Genomic DNA, 20,640 nt, shown 5'->3' on the forward strand with positions numbered 1-20,640 from the left:
CGGCCGCCGTTCTGGCGGCCGGCTGCTGTATAGGCGCTCACGCGCCGCTCGATCTCCTGTGCTGCCGGCTGGTTGCACGAAGGACTCACGGAAGCGTTGCCTATACTCCGGCGCTCTTCCCTGGATGCAGTAATGCCACACGGGCTTCCGAGAAAAATACGTCTCGCCTTCCTGCTGCAGGTCGCGCTGGCGAGCCTGGCGCTGGTGCTGGCCGGGTATCTGGTGTCGTTCGTCATCAAATACAGCCTGGTGCGCACCGTGCTCGCCGACGAGGCCGTGCATTTCTGGCAGATGCAAAAGAGCGTGCCGGACAACCGACCGCCCAATACACGCAACATCCAAGGGTATTTTTCGCCCGCCGGTACCACTGCCGAGGCTGCACCGGCCGCACTGCGCCACCTTTCTCCGGGTTTCAGCGAAGTGGCTGCCGCCGATGCGCTGGTGTATGTCGATCAACGCCCAGAGGGGCGGCTGTATCTGGTGTTTCCGCGCTCGCGGGCGGCGCATCTGACCTTGTGGTTCGGTGTGGTGCCGGCAATCGTGGTGTTGGTGGCGATCTATGGCGTGTCCTGGTTCACCTATCGGGTTTCCAAGCGGCTGGTCTCGCCGATCAGCTGGCTGGCCCGGCGCGTCTCGCATTGGGACCCACGCAACCCGGATGTGGACGAACTGGCTCCGGAGCGGCTGCCTGCCGAATTGCAGGGCGAAACGCGCCAGCTGGCCGCCGCGCTGCATGCGCTGGGGCTGCGCGTCAGCGAGCATGTCGCGCGCGAACGCAATTTCACCCGCGATGCCAGCCATGAATTGCGCACTCCGCTCACGGTGATCCGCGTGGCCAGCGACATGGCCTTGGCCGACGACGAGTTGTCGGCGCGCACGCAGCGCAGCCTGCGTCGCATCCAGCGCGCCGGCCACGATATGGAAGCGGTGATCGATGCCTTCCTGATCCTGGCGCGCGAAGCCGAGATCGACCCGCAGAGCGAAAATTTCGATGTGGCCGAGCTTGCCAGCGAAGAGCTGGAAAGTGCGCGCGAATTGCTCGGCGACAAACCGGTGTCGTTGCGCATGGTCGGCGACCGCAGCCTGCAGATGTTCGCCCCGCCCAGGGTCATGCGGGTGGTGCTCAGCAACCTGTTGCGTAACGCCTGCGCTTACACCGATACCGGCAGCATCGAGGTGGAGGTGACCCACGACCGCATCGTGGTCCGCGATACCGGCATTGGCATGAGCGAAGAGGCGCGTGCCCGCGCGTTCGAACCGTTCTTCCGCGCCGACCCCACCCGCCCGCAAGGCACTGGGCTCGGCCTGTCGATCGTCCGTCGGCTATGCGATCGCTTCGGCTGGCGTATCGAACTGCAGAGCCAAGCCGGCGTCGGCACGTCCGTGGCGGTGGTCGTCGCCTGAGGCGCCACTTTGTGGTCCTGGCGCTTGCTGATGACGCCTTGCTGCCGCTCAACAGTCACGCGGCATGGCAGGAAGACGACGACCGGCTGCTGCACGCGCTTGGCTGACCGCTTCGATCACCCTATTTACCGCTCGGCAGCCGGAACGCTCAACGTGGTGCCAACAGTGCACCGGCGCGTGGACGTTTGCAGTGCCTTTAGCGACGTTGCAGGTGCTTGGCATTGCCGGTATTTCTTGCCCACACCGCCAATGCGGTCGCCACGTGCCCAAATCGCAGACCCCTACGTCAGTTGTGTGGGAACAGGGCCGGCAGGCTGCCGCCACGAAAAAACGCGCTGGCATGGAGCGGCAGCCAACGCCTCCCCTGCAGGCCGGCCGATCCGGCGACAGGCGCGCCGGATCGGCTCGGTTGCGTTCTAGCGTTGTTCCAATACCGGTGCCACGACCTTGCGCCAGATCGCGTAGCCATCGGCCGTCATATGCAGCCTGTCGGCGCGGAACAGTTCTGCGCGCGGTTTGCCGCTGGCATCGAGCATCGGGGTGTAGATGTCGACGAAGTCCACACGCGGCAGCGGGGCTAGCGCGTCCTTGATCAGGCGGTTGGCCTTGATCACGGCCGGCAGCAGTTGCGCGCGCGACGGGCTGGGCTTGATCGACAGATAGCTGATGCGTGCCTCGGGCAGGTCGCGGCGTACACGTGCCACGAATGCCAGCACATCATCGCGCACCTGTTCGGGTGTGCGGCCACTGTTGAGGTCGTTGTCGCCGGCGTACAGCACGACCTGGCGTGGCGCGTATGGAATCACGATGCGGTCTGCGTACCAGGTGCTGTCGCGCACTTCCGAGCCGCCAAAGCCGCGATTGATCACCGGTTTGCCCGGGAAATCCTGGGCCAATGTCTCCCAGAACCGGATCGATGAACTGCCGACGAACACGATGCCGTGCTTGGGCGGCGGCTGACGCGCGTCGCTCTCGGCGAAGCGTTGCATGTCTTGTTCCCAAGCGGCATTGGAGACCTGCGCCGGCACCGCCGGAGCGGTGTGCAGGGCGTCGGCATACGCATGGCCGGACAGGAGGACTAGGGCGCACAGCACGCTGCGCAGGCGATGGATGGTCATGCAGGAACCTTCAAAGTGAAGCGGGCTGCCATGGTGCGCCAGGCTGGAAGCTGAGGGCAAACCTGCCGGTAGCTGGCGGGGCGGGGCGCCACGGTGCAAGATTCGCACTTTCCCCAGCAGCGACCATGCCATGCGTTTGATTTGTTCCCCTCTTCGCCCATGCGGCAGGACGCACTGACGCATGGCCGATCAATTGGGGCACGTCCCGCGCGGCCCGCGTCGCATGCTCAAGGCGGCGATCTGGTCATGGCAGGGATTGCGCGCGGCGTGGCTGCACGAATCCTCGTTCCGCCTGGAGGTCTGTCTGGCGGCAGTGCTGGTGCCGCTCGGTCTGTGGCTCGGGCAGTCGGGACTCGAGCGCATTGCACTGATTGCACCACTGTTGATCGTGCTGGCGGCCGAACTGCTGAACTCGGCCATCGAAGCGGTGATCGAACGCTACGGCCCGGAACATCACGTATTGGCCGGGCGTGCCAAGGACATGGGCTCGGCGGCGGTGTTCGTGCTGCTGATCAATGTGCTGCTGTGCTGGGGATTGATCCTGTTGCCGCGGCTGTGGTGACGCGCGGCAGGCAGGGCGAGCCGGGCAGGGGCGTGTGCATGCGGGCTTGACCTGGCACGTGGCATGCTCGGGCTCTCTTCCAATGGAATCGCCTGCATGCCTGTCCTGATTCGCGCCTTGGTGTTGCTGATCCTGACCGCGTCGCTGTCCGGTTGCGGCTACAACGCGATCCAGCAGAAGGAAGAGGGCGTCAAGGCCGGTTGGTCGGAGGTGCTCAATCAGTATCAGCGCCGCGCCGATCTGATTCCCAACCTGGTACGCACCGTGCAGGGCTACGCCCAGCAGGAACGCCAGGTCCTGACCGAAGTGACCAATGCGCGTGCGCGCGTGGGCCAGATCCAGGTCAACGCCGATGACGAAGCGTCGTTGAAGCAATTCCAGCAGGCGCAAGGCGAGTTGGGTAGCGCGCTGTCGCGGTTGTTGGTGGTCAGCGAAAACTATCCGCAGCTCAAGTCGGACCAGTCGTTCCGCGATCTGCAGGTGCAGCTGGAAGGCACCGAAAACCGCATCACCGTGGCACGTGGCCGCTATATCCAGACCGTGCAGGACTACAACACCTACATCCGCTCGTTTCCGCAGGTGATCACGGCCAAGATCTTCGGCTACCAGCCCAAGCCCAATTTCAGCGTGGAAAACGAAGCGCAGATCTCGCGCGCCCCGCAGGTGGATTTCGGTAATCAGCAGACGCCGCAGCAGGCACCGCAGCAACAGCCCGCGCCTCAGCCAGCGCAGTAATCAGTTGCTGTGCGTGCACGGTGCTTGTGCAGTCGTCGCTAGCAAGCGCAGTACGCGCGCTGTCGAGCAATGTACGGGCACGCGCCAGGTGATGCGCGCCGAGCCGCACATCAGCACGAATCTGCGGACCAAGCCAACAGACCGTGTCGAGGCGAGAGCTAGCTCTCCCATCGGGGATGGGCTTGGTGCGGATAGGTCGCCCGCCAGGCTTTGCAGTCGTTCCGACCAGCCGTGGCTTCGTTTCAGGCGCACACGTTCTCTGTAAGAGGCAACGTCCTGCAGGGAAGACGCAATCGCAAAACCCCGCGCTGATGGACGATCGGCGCGCATCAGGTAGGAGTTGGCAATGCGACGAATGTGTTTGCGAGTGGTGTGGATGATGGCGTTGCTGCTGCTGCCGGCATCGCTGCTGGCGCAGGAGTTGGCTGCCATCCCGCCGCTGCGCTCGCCGGTGGTCGACGTCACCGGCACCCTGGATGCGGCGCAGATCCAGCAACTCGAGCAACAGGCGCTGGCCTTGCAGCAGCGCAAGGGCGCGCAGTTGCAGATTTTGATCGTGCCGACCACGCAGCCGGAAGCGATCGAGCAATACACCCAACGCGTGTTCGACCAATGGAAGATCGGTCGCAAGGGCGTGGACGACGGCGTGCTGCTACTGGTGGCCAAGGACGACCGCCGCGTCCGCATCCAGCCGGGCTACGGCCTGGAAGGCGCCATTCCGGACATCACCGCCAACCGCATCATCCAGGAGTATCTGGCGCCGCGCTTCCGTGAGGGCGATTACGCTGGCGGCATCACGGCGGCGACCGCAACCCTGGCCGGCCTGATCGAGGGCGAGGCCCTGCCGGCGCCGGTCAGCGGGCATGCCGAGGGCGGCAACGGCGCGGGCGGCGGTGGCTGGATCATGGCGCTGTTCATCGGCTTCGTGGTGGCCATGGTGGCGCGAGGCATCCTGGGCGCGCTACCGCGCCCGCTGCGCGCCGTGCTGACCGGCGTTGCCGCCGGCGGTGCGGCGTTGCTGTTGACGTCGTTGCTGTTGGCCAGTGCGGGCGCGGCGCTGATCGGCCTGCTGGCCGGCCTGTCCTCCGGCTCGCCCGGCCGCTTTGTCGGTGGTGGCGGCTGGGGCGGCGGCTTCGGTGGATTTGGCGGCGGCGGCCGCGGCGGTTTCGGCGGCGGTGGTGGATGGGGCGGTGGCGGCGGGTCATCAGGAGGCGGTGGCGCCTCGGGGAGCTGGTAATGCGGTGGCTCAGGCATATCTTCGCGCCCTCGGCGCAGCGCACTTTTCCAGCCGCATGCATGGACGCCATTGCGGCGGCGGTGACCGCGAGCGAGCGCTCGCATACCGGCCAGATCATGGTCGCGGTCGAGGCCGACCTGCCGCTGGAGGCGTTGTGGCGCGGGCACAGCGCGCGGCAGCGCGCCGAGCAGGCCTTCGCCCAGCTGCGGACCTGGGATACCGAAGCCAACAACGGGGTGCTGATTTACCTACTGCTGGCCGACCACGCCATCGAGGTGGTGGCAGACCGCGGTCTGCGCAGCCGGGTGCCGGAAGCGCGCTGGGCAGAGGTGTGCCGGCGCATGCAGCAATTCCTGCGCGAAGGCCAGCACGAAGCGGCTGTCCTGGCCGGCATCGAGGCGGTGACCGAGCTGTTGGCCGAGCATTTCCCGGCCACAGACGGCGCGCAGCATGAAGACGAGCTACCTGACCGGCCGCGGATTTTAGGCTGAGCGCGTGCGAGATGTCAGAATAGCGGCCTCGCTTGTTTGTGATACGCGGTCCGCATGATCTATCTGCACGCCATCGACCCCATCGCCTTCTCGCTCGGCCCGGTGCAGGTGCACTGGTACGGCTTGATGTATTTGGCGGCGTTTTTCTCGGCCTGGGCGCTGGGCCGTTCGCGCATCCTGCGCGGTCGCCTGCCCGGGGTAGACATGGATGGTTTTTCCGACCTGCTGTTCTACGGCATGCTCGGCGTGGTGTTGGGCGGGCGCATCGGCTACATGCTGTTCTATGCGTTCGAGACCTTCCTGGCCAACCCGCTGATCCTGTTCAAGGTCTGGGAAGGCGGCATGAGCTTCCACGGCGGCCTGCTTGGCGTGTTGATCGCCTGCTGGCTGTGGGCGCGCAAGCACCGGTTGCACTTCTTCGATGTGATGGACTTTGTCGCCCCGCTGGTGCCGCTGGGTCTTGGTTTCGGGAGGCTCGGCAATTTCGTCGGCGGCGAATTGTGGGGCAAATTCACCCAGGCCGGCTGGGGCGTGATCTTTCCGCACGCGCCGGAACTGGCGGACCGGTTGCCCGCGCAGATCCAGGCGCAGTACGCCGCCGGCGCGTTGAACCAGTTCGCACGCCACCCCTCGCAGCTCTATGAAGCTGCACTGGAAGGCGTGGTGATGTTCGTGGTGTTGTGGACGTTCTCCATGAAGCCGCGCGCACGGTATGCGGTCTCTGGCCTGTTTGCATTGCTGTATGGCGTGTTCCGTTTCATCGTCGAATTCGTGCGCGTGCCAGACGCACCGATCGGCTACCTGGCCTTCAATTGGCTGACGATGGGCCAGATTCTGAGCCTGCCGTTGATTGCGGTTGGCCTGGTGCTGCTGGCGATGTCGCGCCGCGCGCCGGTGTTGCAGCCGGTGCTGCCGGCGCCCGCAGGCGTGGAGGCTGCCAAGTGAAGCCGTACCTGGAGTTGTTGCAGCATGTACTGGAACACGGTGCAGAGAAGTCAGACCGCACCGGTACCGGCACGCGCAGCGTGTTCGGCTGGCAGATGCGCTTCGATCTCAACGACGGCTTCCCGTTGGTGACCACCAAGAAGCTGCACCTGCGCTCGATCATCCATGAGTTGCTGTGGTTCCTGAAGGGCGACACCAATATCGGCTACCTCAGCGACAACCAGGTACGCATCTGGGACGAGTGGGCCGACGACAACGGCGATCTCGGTCCGGTGTACGGCAAGCAGTGGCGGCGCTGGACCGGCCCGGACGGTGTCGAAATCGACCAGATGCAGTGGCTGGTGGATGAAATCAAGCGCAATCCGGATTCGCGTCGGCTGGTGATCAGCGCCTGGAATGTCGGCGAGCTGCCGCAGATGGCGCTGATGCCGTGCCACAGCCTGTTCCAGTTCTATGTGGTGAACGGCAAGCTCAGTTGCCAGCTCTATCAGCGCAGCGGCGACATCTTCCTGGGCGTGCCGTTCAATATCGCCAGCTATGCGCTGCTGACGCATATGGTGGCGCAGGCCACCGGCCTGGGCGTTGGCGATTTCGTGCACACGCTGGGCGATGCGCACCTGTATTCCAATCACTTCGACCAGGCACGCGAGCAGCTGACGCGCACGCCGCGCGCGCTGCCCACCTTGCGTTTGAATCCCGAGGTCACCGACCTGTTCGCGTTCCGCTTCGAAGACATCGCCATCGAAGGCTACGACCCGCATCCGGCGATCAAGGCGCCGGTGGCGGTGTAATTAAGGTCAGTCAAGGAGGGCATATGACTAGTGGTTGGTCTTCACGAATCGGAATGGTCGTACTGCTTGTTGTAGCTAATTGCTTCGGCTCAATAGAGGTTTTCGCAGCAAAGCTGACCTCGCTGACGCCACTCGAGCAATCGCGCGCCTTCTATCAGCAGTTATTGGCGCCGACGCTTACAAAGAATTTAACTTCTAAATATCTAGCTGAGCTTGAAACGCAGCTGGAAGAGGAAATGCAAGATCGCTGGAAAGGGGGTTGCCCTGAGATGCGCCCCGCAATTCGCTCCGAGCTGGAAAAACAAATGCGGCCATCGCTGCAAGAATTATTTGATCGCCCCTGGCTTGGCGACACAATGGCCCCCTTGATCCTTTCTGCGACTACGGATTCGCAACGTTTGATGATTGCTACGGCACTGGATACCAATAATAGGGAGCTAGCATCATTCCTGATGGGGAAAACCAGTTTTGACTCTGTGACGCCGGGTAAGGTTGACGAAGTCATAGCATTGAAAGTGCAAGAAGCTATGCCTGGATTAGTGTCTAGGATGAATAGTATTTTTGCAGCGTTAAGGCCTATTACCGATCAATGCGATGCACGTTTAACCAGCGGTACTTTCAAGTGATGAAACTGACCCTGGTCGTGGCCTTCGACCGCAACAACGCCATCGGTCGCGATAACGAGCTGCCGTGGAAGCTGCCCGATGATCTCAAGCGCTTCAAGGCGCTGACGCTGGGCAAGCCGATCCTGATGGGGCGCAAGACGGCGCAATCGCTGGGGCGTGCATTGCCGGGGCGGTTGAATCTGGTGCTGACCCGCTCGGGGCAGGTGCCGTTCGACGGCATGCAGGCGGTCGCATCGGTGGAGCAGGCGATCGAACGCGCCGTGCAGGAGGGGGCGCAGGAGCTGTGCGTGATCGGTGGCGGGGAGGTGTATCGCCTGACCATGGAACGCGCCGATCTGCTGGCCGTGACCGAAGTGGACACCGCGGTGGATGGCGCCGATACGCACTTCCCGCCGATCGACCCTGCGGTGTGGTCGCCGGCGAGGCGCGAGTTACATGCTGCCGACGCCCGGCATGCCCATGCGTTTTCGTTCGTGGATTACGAACGCCGCTGAGCGATGCAGGGTCGCGCCCGGCACCGCGATGGCGACGGGCGCCTCGCGCGCTCAGTCCTGTGGCGTATCGACTGACGGCTTGGGGCCGGCCGCTGCGTTCCCCGCATTGCCGCGGTTGCCGCGCGAGCGCTGACGCCCCTGACGCTCACGTGGACGCCGCGGTGCGCGTGCGACCGGTGCCGGCCCGGTCACTTCCCGTCCGGGCACCTGCACCACGCGCAGCTCCTCGCTATCCAGCTGCAACGCCGTGAGCTTGCCGCCCCAGACCGCGCCGGTATCGATCGCATGCACACCCTGGGTGATCGTCAGGCCCAGTGCGGACCAATGCCCGCAGACGATCTTCAGGTCGCGCTCGACCCGTCCCGGCACTTCGAACCAGGGATACAGGCCCTGTGCCTGCGTCCCCGGCGTGCCCTTGTCGTCGGTGGCGATGCGCCCACGCGGGGTGCAGTAGCGCATGCGGGTGAATAGGTTGATGATGGCCCGGCTGCGGTCGTAGCCGCTCAGGCCCGGCGACCAGCCCGGCTGGTCGCCGTACATATTGCGCAGCAGCTTGCGATAGCCGCCGCCCTGCAGTTGCTGCTCGACCTCGCGTGCATGCTTTTCGGCCATCTGCGTGGTCCACTTCGGCGCCAGCCCGGCATGGATCATCATCCAGCCCAGGGTGCGGTCCACGTGCGCCAGCTTCTGCATGCGTAGCCAGTCCAGCAACGCATCGCGATCTTCGGCCATCACGATGCGCAGCAGATCCGGGTTGACCTTGCGCTGCTCTTCTTCCGAACGCGCCCCGATCGCCAGCAGCGATAGGTCGTGATTGCCCAGCACCACTACGCTGTGCGCGCGCAGGGAATGCACCAGGCGCAGCGTTTCCAGCGATTGCCCGCCGCGGTTGACCAGATCGCCGCAGAACCACAGCGTGTCCTGGGCGGGGTCGAAATTGATCTTCTCCAGCAACCGCTGGGTGATGTCGTAGCACCCTTGCAGGTCGCCGATGGCCCAGACGCTCATTGCGCGCGCTCCCTTACTCCGGCATTCATCAGTGCAGCGTCCTGGGCACGCTCAGCACGAAGGCGGCGATCGGAGCGATAAATTCGGTGCCATCGTCGGCCACCATGTCGTAGTGGCCCTGCATCTGTCCCTGCTCGGTCTCCAGCAGTACGCCGGAGGTGTAATGGAAAGCTTCGCCCGGTCGCAGCCACGGCTGTTCGCCGACCACGCCTTCGCCATCCACCTGCTCGGTGCGCCCGTTGCCATCGGTGATCTGCCAATGACGCGCGATCAGGCGCGCAGGCACCGCGCCCGCATTCTGGATGCGGATGCTGTAGGCAAAGGCGTAGCGGCCTTCGTCCGGGGTGGATTGATGGGCGAGGAAGCGGGGCGATACCTCGACCTCGACGCGGTAGCGCGGATCATCTTGCATGGCGAAAGTCTAAATAAAACGGTGTGGGAGCGGCGCTCAAGCCAGCTCGACATTGGCCAGCCGGATGAAATCCGCGACCTCCAGTTGTTCGGCGCGTGCATCCGGGCGCACCTGCGCGGCGTCGAAATGGGCCGGTTCGCAAATGGTGGACAAGGCATTGCGCAGGGTCTTGCGGCGCTGCCCGAACCCGGCGCGCACCACATCGGCGAAGCGGCGGCGGTCGTTGATCTGCACCGTGGCCGGGTCGCGCGGCACCAGCCGCACGACGGCCGAGTCCACCTTCGGCGGCGGCCGGAATGCGCCCGGCGGCACCACGAACAGCGCAGTCACCTCGCAATACGCCTGCAGCATCACGCTGAGCCGTCCGTACACCTTGCTGCCGGGGCCGGCGGCCATGCGGTCGACCACTTCCTTTTGCAGCATGAAATGCATGTCGGCCACGGCAGCGGCATGGTCCAGCGCATGGAACAGGATCGGCGAGGAGATGTTGTAGGGCAGGTTGCCGACCAGGCGGATCGGCGTGCCGTTGGCCAGTGCAGTGAAATCCACGCTGAGCACATCGCGGTGGATGATGCTCAGCGCGCCGATCGGTGCCGCCGCTTCGGTCAACGGCGCGATCAGGTCGCGATCGAATTCGATCACGGTCAGCGCGCCATGCCTGCGCAGCAGCGGAAAGGTGATGGCACCCTGGCCCGGGCCGATCTCGACCAGATGCTGGCCGGCGCGCGGGTCTACCGCCTGCACGATGCGGTCGATGTAATACCGGTCGGCAAGAAAGTGCTGGCCAAGCGACTTCTTGGCCGGTGCGCTGAAAGAAGAATTCATCTGCGCAGTTTAACGGAGGCCGCGCCTGCACGCGGTGTCGTTCGCGTGCCCGCCTGGCCTGGCGGATCGGCGGCGTGCGCCATGCGGCAGGCCCGCGCCGAGCAAGCACACGTGGTGTTAGCGGCGCGCCGCCAATCGCGCGCACAACGCAGTGGCTGCCATCAGGCTGGAGGGGTCTGCGATTCCGCGGCCGGCCAGTTCCAGCGCAGTACCGTGATCCACCGCCACGCGCGGGTAGGGCAGGCCCAGGGTGATATTTACAGCCTGCTCGAAGCCGCTGTACTTGAGCACCGGCAGGCCCTGGTCGTGATACATCGCCACCACCGCGTCGAAACCGCGCAGTTTCTGCGGCAAGAACGCGGTGTCCGCCGGCAGCGGGCCGATCAGCTGCATGCCCTCGCCGCGCAGCTGCTCAAGCAGCGGAATGACGATATCCAGTTCCTCGCGGCCCAGGTGACCGTCTTCGCCGGCATGCGGGTTGAGGCCGAGCACGGCGATGCGCGGGTGCTCCAGACCGAAGTCGCGCTGCATCGCTGCATGGGTAATGCGCAGGCATTGCAGCAGCGCATCGGCGGTGATCGCATCGGCCACCGCGCGAAGCGGCAGATGGGTTGTCACCAGCGCGACGCGCACGATGCTGTTGGCCAGCATCATCACCACCGGGCAACCGGCTTGTTCGGCCAGCAGTTCGGTGGTGCCGGTGTAAGCAATGCCGCCGGCGTTGATCACTGCCTTGTGCACCGGGCCAGTGACGATTCCCTGCAGGCGGCCGGCGAGGCAGTCACCCGCGGCGCTGCGCAGGCCGGCGATCACTGCTGCCGCATTGGCCGGGTCGGGTGCGCCCAAACGCGTGGTCACGGCCTGGCGAACGGGATGCAGCGGCAGGTCGCCGGGCGCACGTGCCGGCTGGTCGGGATCGAGCAGCCGTACAGGCAACGACAGCGCCGTTGCGGCGCTGTGCAGGGTGTCTGGGTCGGCGTAGGCAATCAGATGCGCGTCCGAGCGCGGCTGCTGCGCAAGCCGGATGCATAGCTCCGGCCCGATTCCGGCCGGCTCGCCTGGCACCAGCGCGAGCGACGGGACCATCATGCTATCCGGCTGCCCGGTCTCAGCGCGTCGGCTTTGCCGGCGGCGGCGAGGGCGCTGCCGGGTCTGCCGATTTGGCCGGAGCGGCAGTGGCATTGTCATCGGCGCGGTCGCCGGTGCGGTAGCTCACGTACGCTTCGCCACGCAGTTCCTGCAGATAGCGGTTGTACTCTTCTTCCAGCTTGCGGCGACCGATGGTTTCACGCACCTGCGCGCGCTGGTTCTCGGCGCTGACGTCGGTCTGGCGGCTGCCGACGCGCTGCACGATGTGCCAGCCCGCCTGGGTCCGGAACGGTTCGGAGACTGCGCCGTCGGTCAGGCTTTCGACCTGCTTGCCGAAGTCCGGGCCGAACGCATCGGCGGGGAACCAGCCCAGATCGCCACCCTGACCGCGGCTGTTGGTGTCCTCGGAGGACTCCTTGGCCGTCGCCTGGAAATCGGCACCACCAACGATGCGCGCGCGAATCGTATCGATCTTGGCCTTGGCCTGCGCCTCGGTCTGGTTCTCGCCGATCCGCACCAGGATGTGGCGTGCGTGGTACTCGGTGACCATCTTCTTTTCGCCGCCGGCATTGGCGTCGCGCATTTCCACCAGCTTGAGCAACTGGAAGCCACTCGGGCCGCGCAGCGGTCCGGCCACCTGGCCGGGCTGCATGTCGCGGATCAGCTGCGCAAATGCGTTCGGGATTTCATCCAGGCTGCGCCAGCCCAGATCGCCGCCTTCCAGCGCATTGGGGCTATCGGAATAACGCACCGCAGCGGCCGAAAAATCCAGCTCGCCCTTGTCGATCAAGGCTTTGACGCCATCGACCTTCTTCTGGCCGGTGGCGATCTGCTCGGCAGTTGCCCCTTCCGGCAAGCCGATCAGGATGTGCGCCAGGTGGTACTGGCTACCGGTGGCGGCCTGTTGGGCCAGTGCGGTATCCACTTCGCCTTCGCTCACGCTGATGCGGCTCTGCGCAAAACTCTGGCGCAGGCGCTGCACGATGATCTCGTCGCGCACCGATGCGCGGAAATCGGCGTAGCCCATCCCGTCGGCTGCCAGCTTCTGGCGCAGGCCGTCCACGGTCGTGCCGTTCTGCTGGGCGATGCTGGCGATGGCGCGGTTGAGTTCTTCGTCGCTGACGCGGATACCGTTGCCATCGGCACGGCTGACCTGCAGCTTGACCAGCACCAGGCGCTCAAGCACCTGCCGCTGCAGCACATCGTCTGGCGGCAGCTGGTTTTCGCGACCGGCGTACTGCGACTTGACGTTGCGGACTGCGCGATCGAGCTCGCTCTGCAGCACCACGTCTTCGTCGACGATGGCAGCGATGCGATCCAGCGGCTGGGATTGCTGTGCCGAGGCCAACGGCGAAACCGTGCTGGTGATGGCCAGCAGCGAGGCAAGAACAACAGAGAAAGGCTTGGTCATGGAATCAGGTTCGGATCGTAATCGTCCGGATTGGTCGTGGTGTTGCTGGGCGGGACCAGGTAGAGGTCGTCGCGGTAATAGCCGAGAATAGCACGGCGCAAAGTGCGGTCCGTGTTCTGCCCGAACGAGCTCAAGCCCTTCAGCACGAACTCAATCTGGATCGAGTTGTCCATCTCGCCATCGCGGTTGCGCACGAACCGGCGCACCAGCCCGCGTACCGCCAGGCAGCAGCTGTCCCATTGCACGCCACCGATGATTTCCAGCGGCTTGCGGTCCAGCAGCGAGTAGTAGTACCGACCGACCGCGCTCCAGCTGGGGTTGATCGGGTACAGGAAGGAGAAATCGGCCTGCTTGAGCTGGTCGCTGTTGTCGGTGAGGTTGCGACGGTAGCGATACGCCAGGTTGATGATGCCGTCGTTGTTGAGCAGGTAGCGCGTGCGCAGGCTGGCCAGATCTTCCTTGCGTGAGTTCGGGTTCCACTGGTAGGTGGCGCCCATCGACCAGCGGTCGTTGATCATGTAGTTGGCGTCAGCCACCCAGGCAGACTTGCCCTGTTCGACGGTCTGCTCGCTGCCGGCTGCCGAATTGTTGCTGTTGTTGATGGTGACCAGCGAGTCGCTGAAGTACAGGATCTGGCCCGCGCTCAGCGAGAGCTTTTCGCGGCCGTCGTCCTGGCGCAGCCAGCGCGAGGTCACTGCCAGGGTCAGCTGGTTGGCATCGTTCTGGCGGTCGGCGCCGGTGTAGCGGGTGTCGCGGAACAGCTGCCCGTAGCTGAAGGTGAACGGACGGGTGTCGAACACCGGCAGATCGTCCTGGTCGCGGTACGGCACGTACAGGTAGTACATGCGCGGCTCCAACGTATTGAGATAGTTGGTGCCAAACAGCGAGGTTTCGCGATCGAAGTACAGGCCGGCGTCCAGCGAGGCGATCGGCAGGCTGCGCGTGGGCGTGCGGTTGCCGGTCAGCGGTGCGGTATCGGCCAGCGTGGAATCCAGCTGGTACGCGGTGTAGCGCCACGCCACGGTAGGCGTCAGGAACCATGCTGCGCCCGACAGCGGCATCGAGATGTAGGGCTTGACGTCCAGGCGCGCGCCGCTGCCGTATTGCTTGTTGCGGATATTGGTACGGACGTACTCGTCTTCGTTGTCATCCCTGCTGCTGCCACTGATCGGCGGCCTGACGAAGTAAGAGTCATCATGCGTAAACCGCACTGCCTCGGCATAGATACCGGCCTCGAAAATGCCCAGCGGCTTTTCCCAGGTGAAATACGCGCGCGGCTGCCGGTTATAGGGCAGGGCCTGCTCGTCCAGCGTGTAGTCGGTGAGCTGCCAACGGTCGGCCATCAGGCCCGCGGTCCAGGTCTCGCCGGTGCCGTAGATGCCCACGGTGCTCTGCAGGCTGGAGGCCGAGCCCATGCCGTTGATGCGGCTGGTGAAATCTTCCACGTAGCGCGTGTCGCTGACCCAGGAGATGCTACTGCGCGCCTGCCAATTGCTGTTGACGTTGTGGTAGCCGCTGTAGAACACGCTGCCACGGTCCTTGTCGCGCAACTTGTCGTTGGGCAGGTAGTTGCCGGTGACTTCGCCGCGACCGCCCTCGTACAGGTACCGGAATTCGGTGCCGAACATGAAACCGCGCTTGCTCATGTAGCGCGGCAACAACGTGGCGTCGTAGTTCGGCGCCAGGTTCAGATAGATCGGCTGCAGGTAGTCGAAGCCGTTACGGCCGGACAGACCGAATTGCGGAAACAGCAGGCCGGTCTGGCGGCGGTCGTCGATCGGGAACTTGAACCACGGGAAGTACAGCACCGGCACCTTGCCGATCTGCAGCACCGCGTTGCGCGCGGTACCGAAACCTTCCTCGTTGTCGACGTCGATCTCCGGCGCGCGAACGCGCCAGATCGGCTGCGAGGGGTCGCAGGTGGTGTACGTGGACCGATGCATCTGCCCGACCTGGCCCTGCAGGTCCACCGATTCGGCGTCGCCATTGCCGCGGCGCTCCACCAACTGGTACTGGATGTTGGTGACCTTGTGGGTGTCGGTGTCCTGATTGCCCTCGGCGCGGTCGGCGACCATGCGGAAAGAGGTGTCCTGGTAGCGGACATTGCCTTCGGCGATGTAGTTGCCGGTTTCGGTGTCCATGCGCAGGTTGTCGGCACCCAGGAACTGGTCGCCGCGCTTCAACGCAACATTGCCTTGGTATTGCGGGGTGGTGCTGGTGCCGGAGAGTTGGTCGCCTTCGATGTCGGTCGGCAACTGCTGGCGCATTTCTGCGGCCTTGGGGTCGGCGGCGGGGGCGCCGTCGAAGCCGGGTAGCGGGTCTACGGCCGGGCACAGTCCCCAGTTCAACGGCTTGTCGGCAGCCATGGCCGGGAGGCAGATGGCGATGCTCAAAGGCAGGGGCAGCAGGCGGAGAGCTCGGCGCACGCGTGGGTTCAACCAATAAAATGGCGACTAGCTTGCCGCATACCCCGCATAGGGGCAATGAAGAGCGCCGGCGCCGGGAGGGCGAGGTTCATCGCACTCGGTGACGCGACCGGCGCCCTGGCCGGGGTTCAGCGCAGCGCTGCCACGTGCGCCACGCTGCTTTCGCGCAGCGCCTGCAGGTCGTAGCCGCCTTCCAGCATCGAGACCACGCGGCCGCGTGCATGGCGGTCGGCGAGTGTGCGCAGCGCGCCGGTGAGCCAGGCGAAATCGTCGTCGTCCAGCATCAGGTCGGCCAGTGGGTCGCGCAGATGCGCATCGAAGCCGGCGGAGATCAGGATCAACTGCGGGCGGAAGGCATCGACGAGCGGCAGCATCTCGTCTTCCCAGACATTACGGAAGCGCAGCCCGTCGCTGCCCGGTGGCAGCAGCAGGTTGTGGATATTGCCGACGCCGCGCTCGTACACGCTGCCCGAATGCGGATACAGCCCGGACTGGTGGGTGCTCAGGTACTGCACGGTGGGGTCGCGTTCGAAGATCGCCTGGGTGCCGTTACCGTGATGGACGTCGAAATCCACGATGGTGATGCGTTCCAGCCCATGCCGGTCGCGGGCGTGGGCGGCGGCCACGGCGATGTTGTTGAACAGGCAAAATCCCATCGACACCTGTGCGGTGGCGTGGTGACCGGGCGGACGCACGGCGCAGAAGGCGGTGCGGGCCTGGTCCTGCATCACCGCATCGACCGCGGCGATGCCGGCGCCTGCGGCGCGCAAGGCGGCCGCGCGCGAGGCCGGCACCATGCGTGTATCCACGTCCAGCTGACGATAGCCGTCGAAGGCGGTTTCCAGCACCGCATCCACCTGCTCGCGCTCGTGCACGCGGCACAGGTCGCCCAGCTTGGCCAACGGCGCTTCGCGCCAGTCCAGATCTGGGAATGCGCCGCGCAGGGCCTGGACGACCGCTTCCAGGCGGGCGGGGCTCTCCGGGTGCTCAGGGCCGGCGTCGTGACCGAGGCAGGCGGGATGGGTAAAGACCAACATGGGGCAACTCTAGCCTCTGTGCCGACCCGGGCACATGCTCAACCGCGTCGGCGGTCGTGCCGCCACAGGACTTCCTGCCGACCATCGGCACGCGCCAGCACGCGCGCCAACACGAACAGCAGGTCGGACAAGCGGTTGAGATAGCCGATCGCCTCGCTGCGTACCGCTTCCTGGCGCGACAGCGCAACGGTCTCGCGCTCGGCCCGGCGCACGATGGTGCGGGCCAGATGGCAGCGCGCGGCGGCCTCACCGCCGGCCGGCAAGATGAATTCCTGCAGTGCGGGCAGCGTCTGGTTGAAGGCGTCCAGCTGCGTCTCCAGCGCCTGGATGTCGGCCGCGTCGATGGCCGCGTGGCCGGGGATGCAGAGCTCGCCGCCCAGGTCGAACAACTGGTGCTGCACGGTGGTCAGCAGTGCGGCAATCGGCTCCGGCACACCGGGGGCGGCCAGCAGCACGCCGATGGCCGAATTGGCTTCGTCCACGGTGCCGTAGGCATTGACGCGCAACGCATCCTTGCCGGTCCGGCTGCCGTCGCCCAGGCCGGTGCTGCCGTCGTCGCCGGTCCGCGTATAGATACGAGAGAGTCGATTGCCCATGGCTTAGCCGGCGTAGGGCTGGCGACGCGGTGCGGACAGGCGCTCGGCAGCCACCTGGATCACCGCGGCGGCCGCCACGTACAGCGCGGCGCTGCGCAGATAGGGCCCCAGCCAGTCGGTGTAATTCTTGAACCAGCCGGCCACGGTCGGGTCGGCCACGCTGGCGCTGATCCAGTAGAAGCTGCCCTGGGCGATCAGCTGGCACAACGCCACGGCGATCAGCAGGGCCGGCACCAGCCGCGCCAGCGCGCTCCACTGTGCGCCGTGATAGTGCCGGCGCAGCCACATGCCGCCGGCCCACAGCGCGAAATACGCCGGGATCAGGCACCAGTAGGCCGGCGACACGCAGTAGTGCTGCCAGAAGCTCAGGCCCTGGCCGGTGATCACCAGCCAGTCCACCGCCACGGCCAGCAGCATCAGCAGTGGAAATGCCAGCTTGGTGCGCGCAGCCAGATGAAATCCGCCGATGAAGAACACCGCCCAGGACGCATCCGGAACCGGCGCGAAGTGATTGATCCGCGTGGCCGCCATCAATACGGCGAGCAGACTCAGAATCAGGGTGTCGTGCGAGCGAGAAGTCATGCGCGGAGCGGGCCGGATTACAGGCCCTGGAGTGTAGCGTGGAAGTGGTGCTGCCCGTGGCTTGGTCATGGCAGCTGCAGAACGAGTGCGCAGTGCCAGGCGCGCGTGGGCGGGGCCCGGAATCGGCCTGCACCACGCCTAGATCGCCGCGTCCGGGTGCGCCGTCCGCGCCCGCCCTGCGACTGCCCGCCACGCTGTGCCAGCCGCTGCATGCGTTTTGGGGAGCGCGTGACGCGCTGCGCTGCGTGCGAGCCGGGCAAGGCGCAGGTGGGCAGCGGGCGCGGCAAGATGTCCCGCCCTCCGGCGGCAACGCGCAGTGAGCGAAGGCTTATCATGTGCGGATGACACATCCCCATGACGTTCTGATCGTTGGCGGCGGCCTGGTCGGCTCCAGCCTTGCGATTGCGCTGGACCGCCTCGGCCTGGATGTCGGGCTGGTGGAGGCCACCCCGGCCGGCACGCCGCCGGCAGTGTTTGATCAACGCAACCTCAGTTTCGCCGCGGCCACGGTGAACGCGCTGGGTGCGCTCGGGGTGATGGCCAAGCTGCGCAGCCCGCCCGGGCCGATCCGGCGCATCCATGTCAGCCGCGCCGGGGACTTCGGCCGCGTGCAACTGGACGCGGCCGATTACGGCCGCGACGCCTTCGGCCAGGTGGTGGTGGCACGCGACTTCGGCGATGCCTTGCAGACCCGTCTGGACGAACTGACCCATCTGCGGCGTTACCGGCCTGCGCGGTGCATCGGCATAGAGCCAGTGCAGGACGACGTGCGCGCGGTGCGCCTGGCCACCGATGCGGGCGAGCAACGTGTGCAGGCCAAACTGGTGGTCGGCGCCGATGGCAGCCATAGCGCGGTGCGCGAGCTGCTGCACATCGGTACCGATGCCCACGATTTTCTGCAGACCCTGTTCGTGGCGCGCGTGCGTGCGTCACGACCGCCCGATGGCACGGCCTGGGAGCGTTTTGGCGAACATGGGCCAACTGCGCTGTTGCCACGCGGCGACCGCCATTACGGTGCGATCCACTGCGTGGCGCGCGCCGAGGCCGAGGCCGTGGCTGCGCTCGATGACGCCGGCTGGCTGGCGCGCCTGCAGCGTGCCGCCGGCTGGCGTGCCGGGCGCTTCGTCGCCACCGGCGAGCGCAGTGCCTATCCGCTGGTGCAGGTGCTGGCCAACAGCCTCATCGCCGAGCGCGTGGTGCTGTTGGGCAATGCCGCGCAGACGCTGCATCCGATCGGTGCGCAGGGCTTCAACCTGGGGCTGCGCGATGCGCTGACGCTGGCCGAATTGATCGAGCACGATCGCAGCGATGCCGGTGCCGGTGCGTTGCTGGCCGAGTATCTGGCGCGGCGGCGGGTGGACCGCGAGCACACCATCGGGTTTTCCAGCGGTCTGGCGCGGCTCACCGGCAACCCGGCGCCGTTGCTGCGGCCGTTGCGTAGCCTGGGCTTGTTTGCCACGTCGCAGGCGGCCCCGCTGCAATCGATGCTGGTAGGCGGTGCCATGGGCTTTCGTGGCGATGTGCCGCAGCTGTGCCGGAGCAGCGCATGAGCCGGCGCAGCACGCGCGATGCGGTGATCGTCGGCGGTGGCGTCGTCGGCGCCGCCTGCGCGCTGGCGTTGAACGATGCCGGCCTGAGCGTTGCCCTGGTCGAAGGGCGTGAGCCTGTCCGCTGGCACGCCGATCAACCCGATCTGCGTGTCTATGCCTTCGCCGCCGACAACGCCGCGTTGCTCGACAGCCTGGGCGTGTGGAATGCGGTGCGTGCCGCGCGTGTGCAGCCTTACCGGCGCATGCGGGTCTGGGATGCCGGTGGCGGTGGCGAGCTGGGCTTCGACGCCGACACGCTGGGACGCGAGCAACTGGGATGGATCATCGAAAACGACGTGCTGGTGGACCGCTTGTGGGCCGCCGTGCATGCGGCCGGCATCGAAGTGCATTGCCCGGCACGCGTGGTCGAGCTGGAGCAGGACGCCGCCAGCGTGCGCCTGCGCCTGGACGATGGCAGCCGGCTGGAAGCGGCAATGGCCATTGCCGCCGATGGTGCAGCATCCACCCTGCGTGAACTCGCCGGGCTACCGGTCTCCCGGCATGCCTACGCACAGCGCGGCGTGGTTGCCTTCGTGGAAACCGAGCACCCGCATCAGGCCACCGCCTGGCAGCGCTTCCTGACCACCGGGCCGCTGGCCTTCCTGCCGTTCGCCGATGGCCGCAGTTCGATCGTGTGGACCTTGCCGGATGCCGACGCCGAGCGCGTGCTGGCGCTGGACGATGCCGATTTCTCGCGTGAGTTGACCCAGGCCTTTGCCGCGCGCCTGGGCGAGGTGCGCGTGGTGTCGGCACGCACTGCCTTCCCGCTGCAACGGCAGCTGGTGCAGCAGTACGTCAGCGGCCGCGTGCTGACCCTGGGCGACGCCGCGCATGTGGTGCATCCGCTGGCCGGGCAGGGCGTCAACCTGGGCCTGCGCGATGTGGCGGCATTGCGGCAGAGCGTGCGCGAGGCGATGGCCAAACGTGCCGATTGGGCCGCGCCGCATCGCCTGCAACGCTGGGCACGTACCCGGCGCAGCGAGAACACCGTGGCCGCCTACGGCTTCGATGCGATCAATACGGTGTTTTCCAACGACGAAATGCACCTGACCTTGTTGCGCGGATCGGTATTGGGCCTGGCCGGCACGTTGCCGCCGTTGGTCGATGCGCTGTGGAAGCGCGCCTCCGGCGGCGCGTGAGCCAATCGCACCCGCCGCCGGAATCGGCGTCGGCGGCTGTCTGTCATGCCTTGATATGCCTTTGATGCTATAGCGAAGGCAGCAGGTTCCATACGACGTGCGTGGCTGCCATGGCTACAGTCG

At 65.9% G+C, this 20,640-nt stretch carries 21 protein-coding genes; 11 read left to right on the plus strand and 10 right to left on the minus strand.

Going from position 1 to position 20,640, the window contains the following annotated elements; translation table 11 throughout:
- The first annotated feature begins 132 nt into the window (after positions 1-132).
- The gene (locus tag ACCQ07_RS04270) at positions 133-1,404 is read left to right on the plus strand and encodes a sensor histidine kinase (protein ID WP_372165272.1); all 1,272 of its coding nucleotides are present in this window, start codon (positions 133-135) and stop codon (positions 1,402-1,404) included.
- 416 nt (positions 1,405-1,820) lie between these two features.
- Here ACCQ07_RS04270 and ACCQ07_RS04275 read toward each other — a convergent pair whose 3' ends face one another.
- Positions 1,821-2,522, minus strand: coding sequence for an SGNH/GDSL hydrolase family protein (locus ACCQ07_RS04275; protein WP_014089428.1), 702 nt, complete (start codon positions 2,520-2,522; stop codon positions 1,821-1,823).
- Between the two features lie 181 nt (positions 2,523-2,703).
- Between ACCQ07_RS04275 and ACCQ07_RS04280 the strand changes: the two genes are divergently transcribed.
- The 8 genes from ACCQ07_RS04280 to ACCQ07_RS04315 all read left to right on the plus strand — a co-directional run bounded on the left by ACCQ07_RS04280 (position 2,704) and on the right by ACCQ07_RS04315 (position 8,403).
- Complete coding sequence (locus ACCQ07_RS04280; protein WP_005910722.1) at positions 2,704-3,084, plus strand: diacylglycerol kinase; 381 nt, start codon at positions 2,704-2,706, stop codon at positions 3,082-3,084.
- 96 nt (positions 3,085-3,180) lie between these two features.
- Positions 3,181-3,819, plus strand: coding sequence for a LemA family protein (locus ACCQ07_RS04285; RefSeq protein ID WP_014089429.1), 639 nt, complete (start codon positions 3,181-3,183; stop codon positions 3,817-3,819).
- 346 nt (positions 3,820-4,165) lie between these two features.
- Positions 4,166-5,056: a TPM domain-containing protein gene (locus tag ACCQ07_RS04290; protein WP_184420358.1), complete on the plus strand. Its 891-nt coding sequence runs from the start codon at positions 4,166-4,168 to the stop codon at positions 5,054-5,056.
- Entirely contained in the window at positions 5,056-5,547 is a 492-nt protein-coding gene (locus ACCQ07_RS04295) for a TPM domain-containing protein (RefSeq protein WP_014089431.1), read from the plus strand. Before ACCQ07_RS04290 ends, ACCQ07_RS04295 begins: the two co-directional genes overlap by 1 nt.
- A gap of 54 nt (positions 5,548-5,601) precedes the next feature.
- The gene (gene lgt, locus ACCQ07_RS04300) at positions 5,602-6,492 is read left to right on the plus strand and encodes a prolipoprotein diacylglyceryl transferase (protein WP_011346474.1); all 891 of its coding nucleotides are present in this window, start codon (positions 5,602-5,604) and stop codon (positions 6,490-6,492) included.
- Positions 6,489-7,283 carry a thymidylate synthase gene (locus ACCQ07_RS04305; RefSeq protein WP_372363827.1) on the plus strand — a complete coding sequence of 265 codons (795 nt, stop codon included), beginning with the start codon at positions 6,489-6,491 and terminating at the stop codon, positions 7,281-7,283. The genes lgt and ACCQ07_RS04305 overlap by 4 nt, the downstream gene beginning before the upstream one ends.
- Positions 7,284-7,336: 53 nt before the next feature.
- Positions 7,337-7,909: a hypothetical protein gene (locus ACCQ07_RS04310; protein ID WP_127165370.1), complete on the plus strand. Its 573-nt coding sequence runs from the start codon at positions 7,337-7,339 to the stop codon at positions 7,907-7,909.
- Positions 7,909-8,403 (plus strand): dihydrofolate reductase, encoded by a 495-nt coding sequence (locus ACCQ07_RS04315; RefSeq protein ID WP_127165372.1) that lies wholly within the window; start codon positions 7,909-7,911, stop codon positions 8,401-8,403. Before ACCQ07_RS04310 ends, ACCQ07_RS04315 begins: the two co-directional genes overlap by 1 nt.
- A 51-nt stretch (positions 8,404-8,454) precedes the next feature.
- Here the strand turns inward: ACCQ07_RS04315 and ACCQ07_RS04320 are convergent, their stop codons facing one another.
- The 9 genes from ACCQ07_RS04320 to ACCQ07_RS04360 form a co-directional block, all read right to left on the minus strand.
- Entirely contained in the window at positions 8,455-9,411 is a 957-nt protein-coding gene (locus tag ACCQ07_RS04320) for a symmetrical bis(5'-nucleosyl)-tetraphosphatase (protein WP_011346478.1), read from the minus strand.
- Positions 9,412-9,439: 28 nt separating this feature from the next.
- Positions 9,440-9,823: a Co2+/Mg2+ efflux facilitator ApaG/CorD gene (apaG, locus tag ACCQ07_RS04325; protein WP_007965232.1), complete on the minus strand. Its 384-nt coding sequence runs from the start codon at positions 9,821-9,823 to the stop codon at positions 9,440-9,442.
- Positions 9,824-9,859: 36 nt separating this feature from the next.
- A complete protein-coding gene (rsmA, locus tag ACCQ07_RS04330) occupies positions 9,860-10,648 on the minus strand; it encodes a 16S rRNA (adenine(1518)-N(6)/adenine(1519)-N(6))-dimethyltransferase RsmA (RefSeq protein ID WP_014089435.1) in 789 nt (262 codons plus the stop codon).
- 117 nt (positions 10,649-10,765) lie between these two features.
- On the minus strand, positions 10,766-11,737 hold the full coding sequence (pdxA, locus tag ACCQ07_RS04335; RefSeq protein WP_014089436.1) for a 4-hydroxythreonine-4-phosphate dehydrogenase PdxA: 972 nt from the start codon (positions 11,735-11,737) through the stop codon (positions 10,766-10,768).
- A 19-nt stretch (positions 11,738-11,756) separates the two neighbouring features.
- Positions 11,757-13,148 carry a peptidylprolyl isomerase gene (locus tag ACCQ07_RS04340; protein WP_008576397.1) on the minus strand — a complete coding sequence of 464 codons (1,392 nt, stop codon included), beginning with the start codon at positions 13,146-13,148 and terminating at the stop codon, positions 11,757-11,759.
- Entirely contained in the window at positions 13,145-15,574 is a 2,430-nt protein-coding gene (gene lptD / locus ACCQ07_RS04345) for an LPS-assembly protein LptD (RefSeq protein WP_011346480.1), read from the minus strand. The genes ACCQ07_RS04340 and lptD overlap by 4 nt, the downstream gene beginning before the upstream one ends.
- Before the next feature lie 128 nt (positions 15,575-15,702).
- Positions 15,703-16,611, minus strand: a complete 909-nt coding sequence (locus ACCQ07_RS04350) for a histone deacetylase family protein (RefSeq protein ID WP_008576401.1) — start codon at positions 16,609-16,611, stop codon at positions 15,703-15,705.
- Between the two features lie 38 nt (positions 16,612-16,649).
- Entirely contained in the window at positions 16,650-17,207 is a 558-nt protein-coding gene (locus ACCQ07_RS04355; RefSeq protein ID WP_008576403.1) for a cob(I)yrinic acid a,c-diamide adenosyltransferase, read from the minus strand.
- A 3-nt stretch (positions 17,208-17,210) separates the two neighbouring features.
- Entirely contained in the window at positions 17,211-17,789 is a 579-nt protein-coding gene (locus ACCQ07_RS04360) for a hypothetical protein (protein WP_008576405.1), read from the minus strand.
- A gap of 341 nt (positions 17,790-18,130) precedes the next feature.
- Here ACCQ07_RS04360 and ubiH point away from each other — a divergent pair, with 341 nt between their 5' ends.
- Together ubiH and ACCQ07_RS04370 are read left to right on the plus strand one after the other, a co-directional pair.
- Complete coding sequence (gene ubiH, locus ACCQ07_RS04365) at positions 18,131-19,339, plus strand: 2-octaprenyl-6-methoxyphenyl hydroxylase (RefSeq protein WP_209261707.1); 1,209 nt, start codon at positions 18,131-18,133, stop codon at positions 19,337-19,339.
- Positions 19,336-20,517, plus strand: coding sequence for a UbiH/UbiF family hydroxylase (locus ACCQ07_RS04370; protein WP_372363828.1), 1,182 nt, complete (start codon positions 19,336-19,338; stop codon positions 20,515-20,517). The genes ubiH and ACCQ07_RS04370 overlap by 4 nt, the downstream gene beginning before the upstream one ends.
- Positions 20,518-20,640: the final 123 nt, after the last annotated feature.

The sequence above is a fragment of the Xanthomonas sp. NCPPB 3583 genome (genome assembly GCF_041475715.2).
Taxonomy (GTDB): domain Bacteria; phylum Pseudomonadota; class Gammaproteobacteria; order Xanthomonadales; family Xanthomonadaceae; genus Xanthomonas; species Xanthomonas euvesicatoria.

Coding starts and splice junctions, on each gene's coding strand:
- ACCQ07_RS04270 (WP_372165272.1), top strand. CDS start 133: ATGCCACACGGGCTTCCGAGAAAAATACGTCTCGCCTTCCTGCTGCAG.
- ACCQ07_RS04275 (WP_014089428.1), bottom strand. CDS start 2,522: ATGACCATCCATCGCCTGCGCAGCGTGCTGTGCGCCCTAGTCCTCCTG.
- ACCQ07_RS04280 (WP_005910722.1), top strand. CDS start 2,704: ATGGCCGATCAATTGGGGCACGTCCCGCGCGGCCCGCGTCGCATGCTC.
- ACCQ07_RS04285 (WP_014089429.1), top strand. CDS start 3,181: ATGCCTGTCCTGATTCGCGCCTTGGTGTTGCTGATCCTGACCGCGTCG.
- ACCQ07_RS04290 (WP_184420358.1), top strand. CDS start 4,166: ATGCGACGAATGTGTTTGCGAGTGGTGTGGATGATGGCGTTGCTGCTG.
- ACCQ07_RS04295 (WP_014089431.1), top strand. CDS start 5,056: ATGCGGTGGCTCAGGCATATCTTCGCGCCCTCGGCGCAGCGCACTTTT.
- lgt (WP_011346474.1), top strand. CDS start 5,602: ATGATCTATCTGCACGCCATCGACCCCATCGCCTTCTCGCTCGGCCCG.
- ACCQ07_RS04310 (WP_127165370.1), top strand. CDS start 7,337: ATGGTCGTACTGCTTGTTGTAGCTAATTGCTTCGGCTCAATAGAGGTT.
- ACCQ07_RS04315 (WP_127165372.1), top strand. CDS start 7,909: ATGAAACTGACCCTGGTCGTGGCCTTCGACCGCAACAACGCCATCGGT.
- ACCQ07_RS04320 (WP_011346478.1), bottom strand. CDS start 9,411: ATGAGCGTCTGGGCCATCGGCGACCTGCAAGGGTGCTACGACATCACC.
- apaG (WP_007965232.1), bottom strand. CDS start 9,823: ATGCAAGATGATCCGCGCTACCGCGTCGAGGTCGAGGTATCGCCCCGC.
- rsmA (WP_014089435.1), bottom strand. CDS start 10,648: ATGAATTCTTCTTTCAGCGCACCGGCCAAGAAGTCGCTTGGCCAGCAC.
- pdxA (WP_014089436.1), bottom strand. CDS start 11,737: ATGATGGTCCCGTCGCTCGCGCTGGTGCCAGGCGAGCCGGCCGGAATC.
- ACCQ07_RS04340 (WP_008576397.1), bottom strand. CDS start 13,148: ATGACCAAGCCTTTCTCTGTTGTTCTTGCCTCGCTGCTGGCCATCACC.
- ACCQ07_RS04350 (WP_008576401.1), bottom strand. CDS start 16,611: ATGTTGGTCTTTACCCATCCCGCCTGCCTCGGTCACGACGCCGGCCCT.
- ACCQ07_RS04355 (WP_008576403.1), bottom strand. CDS start 17,207: ATGGGCAATCGACTCTCTCGTATCTATACGCGGACCGGCGACGACGGC.
- ACCQ07_RS04360 (WP_008576405.1), bottom strand. CDS start 17,789: ATGACTTCTCGCTCGCACGACACCCTGATTCTGAGTCTGCTCGCCGTA.
- ubiH (WP_209261707.1), top strand. CDS start 18,131: ATGACACATCCCCATGACGTTCTGATCGTTGGCGGCGGCCTGGTCGGC.
- ACCQ07_RS04370 (WP_372363828.1), top strand. CDS start 19,336: ATGAGCCGGCGCAGCACGCGCGATGCGGTGATCGTCGGCGGTGGCGTC.